The organism is Falsiroseomonas oryziterrae, assembly GCF_021864505.1.
Lineage (GTDB): Bacteria > Pseudomonadota > Alphaproteobacteria > Acetobacterales > Acetobacteraceae > Falsiroseomonas > Falsiroseomonas oryziterrae.
Window position 1 is genome coordinate 1 of sequence record NZ_JAKJIB010000154.1, and the last position, 8,647, is coordinate 8,647.

The window sequence follows — 8,647 nt, forward strand, 5'->3', positions numbered from 1 at the left end:
CGCGCCGTCGCCGCCGGCCGCCGCGGCCTCCGAGCCCGCAGCGGCGGCGGCCGCGCTGGCCTGCGCCTCGGGCGTGTTGCCGCAGATCGCGTGGTAGTCGCGCCGCAGCGCATCGGCGGGGATGCGCGCGAACTGGCCCGAGGCCTCACGCGCCCGCCGCGCCAGCGTCTCGTCGGCGACGAGCGCCAGGATCAGGTGGCCGCTGCGCAGCTTGGCAGCGCCCAGCTCGATCGAACCGAGCAGCCAGGCCTGCTTGCCGAGTTCCACGATGTCGGGCGACAGGCTCGGCGCGCGCGCGTTGCCGGTCTTCATCTTGTCCAGCGCCCGGCCGAGATCGGCCGCGAAGCGCGCCATGTCCACCTCGTAGTGGCGGAAGATGGCCGCGCAGTCGGTGTCGGTGCGGTCGGCCAGCGCCAGCAGGAGATGCTCGATCTCGACGTTGTAGTGGCTGCGCGACAGCGTGAGGCCCGCGGCGGCTTCCAGCGCACGCCGGCAGGTGTCGTTCATCCGCCCGACCAGCGATTTCAGATCGACAGCCGCCATGCCCCACCCGCCCCCTCGTGCGGCGCAACCCTATGTGATAATCCACTGTCTCGTCCAGCAACGGATGCGCGAATTTCGCGACGGCCGGGGCGGGTCGAGAGGGGGGTAGTTCAACCATGGCGTCTGCTGCGCCCGTGCTGCCAGAAGGTTTCGAGCTCGAGGCCTTTCTCGCACCCATAGAAGGCGACACGCCGCAGGGCGTGGACCTGCGCGAGGACACCTCGGCGCAGTCGCCCTGGTTCCGGCTGCGCGATGCCCGCGCGGAGGCCCGCGAGGCGGAGCGGCGCGCCGAGACGGACGGCGGCGAGGAGGGCGGCCTTGCGCCGGCCTGGCGCACCATCAACCAGCTCGCCCGCGCGGCGCTGCTCGAGAAGAGCAAGGACCTCGACATCGCGGCGATGCTCACCGAGGCGCTGCTGCGCATGCACGGGCTGTCCGGCCTGACCGCGGGCGCGCTGCTGATCAAGGGCCTGGCGGAGCGGTACTGGGACGGCGTCTTCCCCCTGCCCGACGAATATGACGGCATCGCCGCGCGGGTCGCCGGGGTGACGGGGCTGAGCGGCGCGGAGAAGGAAGGCCTGCTCCTTCCTGCGCTGCGCCGCCTGCCCCTGTTCCGCCGCCCCGACGGCTCCTCGATCGCGTGGTTCCAGGTTCAGGGCTCGATGGAGCTCGCGACGCTGGACGAGACGCGCAAGGAGCAGCGCCTGAAGTCCGGGGCGATCCCGCCGGAGACGCTCGACACGGAAGCGCGCGCCGCCGGCCAGGGCAGCTTCAAGGTGCTGCGCGACCGCCTGAAGGACGCGCAGGCCGCCTGGGGCGAGATGGCCGCGAAGCTCGACGAGCTCGCCGGCGCGGACGGCCCGTCCACCGGGCGCGTGCGCGACCTGCTGCAGGAGATGCTCGACTTCGCCAACAAGTATGCGCCGGCCGAGGAGGTGGACTTCGCCGCCGACGAGGTCGCGGAGGTCGGCGAAAGCGGCGCCGCCGAGGGCGGCGGCGGCGCGCCGGGTGCGCCGCGCGCCGCCTCGCCTGGCCGGTCGCGCGAGGACATGCTGCGCCAGCTCGTCGAGATCGCCGACTACTTCAAGCGGACCGAGCCGAACTCGCCCCTGGCCTACACGCTGCAGGACGCCGTGCGGCGCGCGCGCCTCAGCTGGCCCGAGCTGCTCGAGGAGCTGGTGCCCGACGAGACGGCGCGGCAGACGATCCTCGCCTCGCTCGGCATCAAGACGTCGGTCGGCTGAACGGCACCGCGGCCGGGCTTCGCCTGCCGCGCGAATGATGCGCGCGCTTCCTTGACCGGCACGCGCGGAACCACATAGCATCCCACGGCTTCGCGGCCGGCAGGCGGCGCTCCCCGGCGGGGAGCGCCCGCTCGGGATGCCCGCGGCCAACAACTGTGTTGAGAGGGGGTTTCCGGGCGATGAGCGCCAGCATCCACGACAAGCTGAACCGCGTGCGCAAGCCGCGCGTGCACATCACCTACGAGGTCGAGACGGAAGGCGCGGAAGTCCTCCGCGAACTGCCCTTCGTCGTCGGCGTCATGGGCGATTTCTCCGGCGATCCGACGGCTCCGCTGAAGCCGCTGGCCGAACGCAAGTTCGTCCAGATCGACCGCGACAACTTCAACGACGTGATGGCGTCGTACAATGTCGGCCTGAAGCTGAAGGTGGACAACACGCTGGCCGGCGACGGCAGCCAGATGGCCGTCGACCTGAAGTTCAAGTCGATGGACGACTTCGAGCCGGCCAAGATCGCAGCCCAGGTGCCGGCGCTCGCCGCCCTGATGGAGACGCGCGCCAAGCTGCGCGACCTGATGAGCAAGGTGGACCGCTCGGAGGAGCTCGAGACACTGCTGGAGCAGGTGCTGAGCAACGAGGCCGAGATGAAGAAGCTCTCGTCCGAACTTGGCCTCGACAAGCAGGAAGGCTGATCCGATGTCCGAGACCTCTTCCTCCGCCGCCGGCGCGACGACGACGACCGAAGGCTCGCTGGGCCTTCTCGACCAGGTCGTCTCCGCGACCAAGCAGACCGAGCCCGACCGCGCCGCGGACCTGGTGAAGAACCTGGTCGAGCAGGCGCTTGCCGGCACCGTCACCTTCGACAAGAACCTGACGCGCACCTTCGACCGTGCCATCGCCGCGATCGACGCCAAGCTGTCGACGCAGCTCAACGCGATCATCCACGACCCGAAGTTCCTGAAGCTCGAGGGGTCTTGGCGCGGCCTGCACTACTTCGTGCAGAACAGCGAGACCTCGGTGTCGCTGAAGATCCGCGTGCTGAACATCCCGAAGAAGGAACTGACGCGCGACCTGACCAAGGCGGTCGAGTTCGACCAGAGCCAGCTCTTCAAGAAGCTCTACGAGAACGAGTTCGGCACCCCGGGCGGCGAGCCCTACGGCGCCATCCTCGGCGACTACGAGTGGACCCACCACCCGGACGACGTCGAGACGCTGCGCCTGATGTCGAACATCGCGGCCGCCGGCTTCTCGCCCTTCGTCTCCGGCGTCGGCGCCGGCATGTTCGGCTTCAACGACTGGACCGAGCTGTCGAAGCCGCGCGACCTGGCCAAGATCTTCGAGACGACCGAGTACGCCAAGTGGCGCAGCTTCCGCGAGAGCGAGGACGCGCGCTTCGTCAGCCTGGTCATGCCGCGCACCGTCGCCCGCCTGCCCTATGGCTCGGCCACCAAGCCGATCGAGGAGTTCAACTACGAGGAGGCGCCGTCCGATCCGGTCACCGGCGCCGCCAAGAAGATGGGCCACCACGACTACTGCTGGATGAACGCCTGCTACGTGATGGGCGGGCGGCTGACCAACGCCTTCTCGCAGTACGGCTTCTGCGTCGCGATCCGCGGCGCCGAGGGCGGCGGCAAGGTGGAGAACCTGCCGCATCACACCTTCACCTCGGACGACGGTGACGCCGACGCGCAGTGCCCGACCGAGATCGGCATCACCGACCGCCGCGAGTTCGAGCTGTCGAACCTCGGCTTCCTGCCGCTCTGCCACTACAAGAACACCGACTACGCCGTGTTCTTCGGCGGCCAGACGGTCCAGAAGCCGAAGAAGTACGACAGGCCGGAAGCGACGGCGAACGCCGCCATCTCCGCCCGCCTGCCCTACATCATGGCGACGGGCCGCTTCGCGCACTACCTGAAGGTGATGGGTCGCGACAAGATCGGCTCCTTCATGGAGGCGTCGGACTGCGAGCGCTGGCTGAACCGCTGGATCAGCAACTACGTGAACTCCAACGAGAACGCCGGCGCCGAGATGAAGGCGCGCTACCCGCTGCGGGAAGCGAAGGTCGAGGTGAAGGAGATCCCGGGCAAGCCCGGCTCCTACAACGCCGTCGCCTACATGCGCCCGTGGCTGCAGATGGAGGAGCTGACCACCTCCATGCGCATGGTCGCGCGCATCCCGCAGAAGTCCTGACGGGCGACCGCGGCGGGGGAGCGACGCGCAGGTGGACGAGACGATCGTCCTCCGTCCGTCGCGCCCCGCCGCGCCTCCCTTGCGGGAGGCAGCGCTCGCCGGCGGCTTCTTCGGCGAGAAGCATGAGGAGGCGGCGGGCCAATTGGCCGCCTTCGCACGTTCCGGCACCGCGGAAGCCGCGGTGCGCACCTGGTTCGGGCCGGCGGCCGACCGCCTGCTGGCCGATCGCGACGCGCTGCGTGGCGCGCTCGACCGCGACATCGCGGCGATCGACACGGCGATCGGACGGCAGCTCGACGCCATTCTCCACCACCCGAAGCTGACACGGCTGGAAGGGAGCTGGCGCGGCCTCGGCTGGCTGGTGGATGGAATCGAGCCTGGACGCCGAGTGAAGGTCCGCGTGCTCCACGCCGCCTGGATGGAGATCGTCCGCGACCTCGAGCGGGCGATCGAGTTCGACAGCTCCAACCTGTTCCGGCTGATCTACGAGCAGGAGTTCGGCACGCCGGGTGGCGAGCCCTACGGCCTCCTGGTGATCGACCACGAGGTGCGCCATCGCCCCGGTCCGGGCGCCGCCACGGACGACGTCGGCGCGATCGCCTCGCTCGCCGCGGTCGGCGCCGCAGCCTTCGCCCCCGTCGTCCTCGGCGCGCATCCGTCGCTGCTCGAGGTCGATTCCTGGGCCGAGCTGCAGGCCGTGCAGGACGTCGCGGCGCCGCTGAACGGCCCCGACCACGCGCGGTGGCGCGGCCTCGCGAGCCGCGCCGATCTCCGCTTCGTCGGCATCGCGCTGCCGCGCCTGCTCGCCCGACCGCCCTGGCGCGACGACCCGGCGCGCGTGGACCGCTTCCGCTACGCCGAGCACACGCCGGACTGGCGGTCCCGCGTCTGGATGTCAGCCGCCTACGCCTTCGCCGCAAGCACGTGCCGCGCCATGGCGGAACATGGCTGGCCGGCCGATGTGCGCGGCGTGGAGACCGACCGTCCGGGCGGCGGGCTGGTCGAGCACCTGCCGGACGAGACCTTCGCCAGCGGGCCCGCGGAGGCCTGGACACGCGTCGCCGTCGAGATCGCGCTGACCGACCGGCAGGAACGCCAGCTGGTGGATGCCGGAATGATGCCGGTCTGCGCGATGCCCTATGCGCGCGAGCTGGTCTTCGGAACCACGCGCAGCCTGCAGGCGCCGCAGCGGCACATGGGCGCCAACGCAGCCGCCGCCGACGCCAGCGCGCGCATCTCCGCCCAGCTCAACGCGATGCTCTGCGCGGCGCGCTTCGCCCACTTCCTGAAGGTGATCGGCCGCGACATGGTGGGGTCGCTCCAGACCGCCCACGAGGTCGAGGCGCGCCTGCACAAGTGGCTGCAGGGCTACGTCAACTCCAACAGCAGCGCGACCGGCGACCAGCGCGCACGCTACCCGCTGACCGAGGGAAGCATCCGCGTGACGGAGAAGCCGGGCAAACCGGGCGTCTTCGCCGCGACGGCGCATCTACGGCCGCACCACCAGCTTGACGACGTCTCGGCCAGCTTCATCCTGCTGACCGAAATCTCGGCCCCCGGCCGCAGAGGAGCGAACGCCGCATCATGAGCAGCACATCCCCCCTGCCCGGCCAGGCCGGCACCCTGTTCCACGCCGGCAGGCTTACGGAAGCCGTGGCGGCGGCAGGCGCCGCGGTGAAGGCCGCGCCGCAGGACCTCAGGGCGCGCGTGCTGCTGGCCGAGATGCTGGCCTTCGCCGGCAACGCGGAACGCGCCGACGTCATCCTCGACGCCGCGGCCGACGTCGAGCCGGGCGCCGCGGTGGCGGTCGCCGAGTTCCGCCAGCTCCTGCGCGCCGAGGTGGCGCGCCGCCAGACCTTCCGCGACGGACGGGTGCCCGAGTTCCTCGGAGAGCCCACCACCGCGCAGCGCCATGCGCTGTCCGCGCTCGTCGCGCTGCGCTCTGGTGACGCGGAGGGCGCGGCGCGCGAGGCGGCGGCGGCCGAAGCCGCGCGTCCGCACGTCCACGGCATGCATGGCGAGCAGCGTTTCGACGACATGCGCGACGCAGACGACCTGATCGGCGGCAGCGTCGAGGTGCTGACCACGACGGGCAAGTATTTCTGGATCCCGATCGAGCGCCTGCGCGAGGTGCAGTTCCACCCGCCGAAGCGCCCGCGCGACCTGCTGTGGCGCCGCGCGACCATGTCGGTGGCCGACGGGCCGGAGGGCGAGGTGTATGTGCCGGCGATCTACGCGCCGGCGGAGGGCACCTCGGACGACAGCCTCGCGCTCGGCCGCTCCACGGACTGGATCGGGCCGGAGTCCGGGCCGGTGCGCGGTGTCGGGCAGCGGACCTTCCTGCTCGGCGAGGCGGCGGTGTCCATCATGGAACTCGGCCACCTCACCTTCCCGGCGGCCGGCTGACGCCATGTCCGGTCGCCGCGACCGGGGCGAGCTGCGCGCCCAGCTGCCGCTGCTCGACCGGCTGATGGACGACGCGCCCGACCAGGAGCGCGACCGCGTGCTGTCGAACGCCGAGGTGCTGGAGAGGCTGCGCGCGTCGGTCCGGCGCGACCTGCAGTCGCTGCTGAACGCCCGGCGGCGCTGGCGTTCCCTGCCGCCGCAACTCGGCGAGCTGGAGACCTCCCCGGCCGGCTACGGCCTGCCCGACTTCGCGGCAGGCGCGTTCAACGACGCCGACCAGCGGGAGGTGCTGCGCCTCGAGGTGGAGCGCACGATCCGCCGCTTCGAACCGCGCTTCATCTCGCTCAAAGTCCGTCTGAGCCAGGCCGAGGACCAGCTCAGCGGCACTCTGCGGCTGCGGGTCGAGGCGCTGCTCGATGCCGACCCGGCGCCCGAGCCGGTGGGCTTCGACACCCTCCTCGACGCCGCGCGCGACGACGTGGTGGTGCGGGAGACCGCGGCGTGACGCCCATGGGCAGGAACACCGGACGCAGAGGCACTGGCGGGGCGCGCAGCGCCCCGAGGACGCAAGGCGGTCCGCGCCGCGACCGACCGCGCAGCCTGGCGCGTCATGCCTGCGGCGCGAAAGCCAAGCGCGCGGATGCGCGCGCCGGCGATTGAGGTAGCAAGAAGTGTCCGACGTCCTGCTGCCCTACTACAACCGCGAGCTCGACGCGATCCGCCGCCTGGCGGCCGAGTTCGCGCTCGCGCATCCGAAGATCGCGGGCCGGCTCCGCCTGTCGTCCGACTCGGTGGACGACCCGCATGTGGCGCGCCTGCTCGAAGGCGTCGCCTTCCTCGCCGCGCGGGTGCACCACCGGCTCGACGACGAGTTCCCCGAGCTGACCGACACGCTGCTCGAGGTGCTCTACCCGCACTACCTCGCGCCCTTCCCCTCCTGCTTCGTCGCGCGCTTCGCGCCGCAGCCGACGCTGCAGGCGCCGGCAACCCTCGCCTCCGGCCTTCTGGTGGACACCGAGGCCGTGCGCGGCGAGCGGTGCCGATTCCGCACCGCCTACCCGGTCACGCTCGCCCCGGTGGAGATCGAGGCGGCGCGGTTGACCGGCCTGCCGATCGTCGCGCCGCCGAACCCGCTCGCGGCCGGCGCCGTGGCGTGCCTCCGGATCACGCTCAAGGGCATGACGCCGGACATGAACTTCACCAAGCTCGGCCTCGACCGGCTGCGCCTGTTCCTGCGCGGCACCAACGCGCCGGCGCTGCACGAGCTGCTCTGCGCCCACGCCATCTCGGTCAGCTATGCGGAAGGGCCCGCCGATCCGCGCGCCGCGATCCTCGGGCCCGAGGTTATCGAGCCCGTCGGCTTCGCGCCCGAGGAAGCGCTCCTGCCCTGGCCGGCGCGCGGCTTCGCGGGCTTCCGCCTGCTGTCCGAGTATTTCGCGGTGCCGGAGAAGTTCCTCTTCCTCGACCTCTGCCGGATGTCGAGCCGCACCGCGGCGCCGGCCGGGAACCGCCTCGATGTCTTCATCTGGCTGTCGCGCGCCGTGCCGGAGCTCGAGCGCGCCATCGATGCCGAGAGCTTCGCCCTCGGCTGCACGCCGGTGGTGAACATCTTCCCGCAGCGCTGCGAGCCGATCCGGCTCGACGACACCGCGACCGAGTACCGCGTCGTGCCCGATGCGCGACGGCCGACAGCGACCGAGGTCTGGTCCGTCACCCGCGTGCGCGAGCCGCTGCCCGATGGCGGCACGCGCCCCTGGCGGCCCTTCCACCGAATGACGCATGCCGACCCCGAGCCGGGCACGCCGGGCGGCTCCTACGCGGCGATGCGACGGCCGGCGCCGGACGGTGCGACGGAGGTCTTCCTGCAGCCGCACGACCCCGAGCTCGTGCCGCGCCGCGGGTCGGACGCCGTGCTGTCGGTGGACGCGCTCTGCACCAACCGCGACCTGCCGTCGGAGCTGCCCTTCGGCGGCGGCCGCCCGCAGCTGCGCCTGGTCGAGGGTTCGACGGCCGTGGCGGGGCTGCAGGCCATGACGGCGCCGACCCCGACGCTGCGCCGCAAGCTGAAGGAGCAGACCGGCTGGCGGCTGATCTCGCAGCTGTCGCTCGCGCATCTCTCGGTCGTCGGCGGCGGCGAGGGCGCGGCGGCGCTGCGCGAGGTGCTCCGGCTGCACGACCTGCGCGACGCGGCGGAGACGCGCGCCGCGATCGGCTCGCTGCTCGAGGTCTCGGCACAGCCCGGCGCCGCCCGGCTGCCTGCCGGGCCA

At 71.8% G+C, this 8,647-nt stretch carries 8 protein-coding genes; 7 read left to right on the forward strand and 1 reads right to left on the reverse strand.

What is annotated here, in order from left to right:
• On the reverse strand, positions 1-543 hold a 543-nt coding region (locus tag L2I40_RS13310), incomplete at its 3' end, for a Clp protease N-terminal domain-containing protein (RefSeq protein WP_272910961.1).
• A 116-nt stretch (positions 544-659) separates the two neighbouring features.
• Between L2I40_RS13310 and tssA the strand changes: the two genes are divergently transcribed.
• From tssA to tssF, 7 genes are all read left to right on the forward strand, one after another.
• Entirely contained in the window at positions 660-1,787 is a 1,128-nt protein-coding gene (gene tssA, locus L2I40_RS13315) for a type VI secretion system protein TssA (protein WP_237215444.1), read from the forward strand.
• 179 nt (positions 1,788-1,966) lie between these two features.
• A complete protein-coding gene (gene tssB, locus L2I40_RS13320) occupies positions 1,967-2,476 on the forward strand; it encodes a type VI secretion system contractile sheath small subunit (protein ID WP_237215445.1) in 510 nt (169 codons plus the stop codon).
• Positions 2,477-2,480: 4 nt separating this feature from the next.
• Positions 2,481-3,974, forward strand: coding sequence for a type VI secretion system contractile sheath large subunit (gene tssC / locus L2I40_RS13325; RefSeq protein ID WP_237215446.1), 1,494 nt, complete (start codon positions 2,481-2,483; stop codon positions 3,972-3,974).
• 31 nt (positions 3,975-4,005) lie between these two features.
• Complete coding sequence (gene tssC, locus L2I40_RS13330) at positions 4,006-5,562, forward strand: type VI secretion system contractile sheath large subunit (RefSeq protein WP_237215447.1); 1,557 nt, start codon at positions 4,006-4,008, stop codon at positions 5,560-5,562.
• Positions 5,559-6,380, forward strand: coding sequence for a type VI secretion system accessory protein TagJ (locus L2I40_RS13335; RefSeq protein WP_237215448.1), 822 nt, complete (start codon positions 5,559-5,561; stop codon positions 6,378-6,380). The genes tssC (L2I40_RS13330) and L2I40_RS13335 overlap by 4 nt, the downstream gene beginning before the upstream one ends.
• A gap of 4 nt (positions 6,381-6,384) precedes the next feature.
• Positions 6,385-6,885, forward strand: coding sequence for a type VI secretion system baseplate subunit TssE (gene tssE, locus L2I40_RS13340; RefSeq protein ID WP_237215449.1), 501 nt, complete (start codon positions 6,385-6,387; stop codon positions 6,883-6,885).
• 166 nt (positions 6,886-7,051) lie between these two features.
• The coding region (gene tssF, locus L2I40_RS13345) for a type VI secretion system baseplate subunit TssF (protein ID WP_237215450.1) at positions 7,052-8,647 on the forward strand (1,596 nt) is incomplete at its 3' end.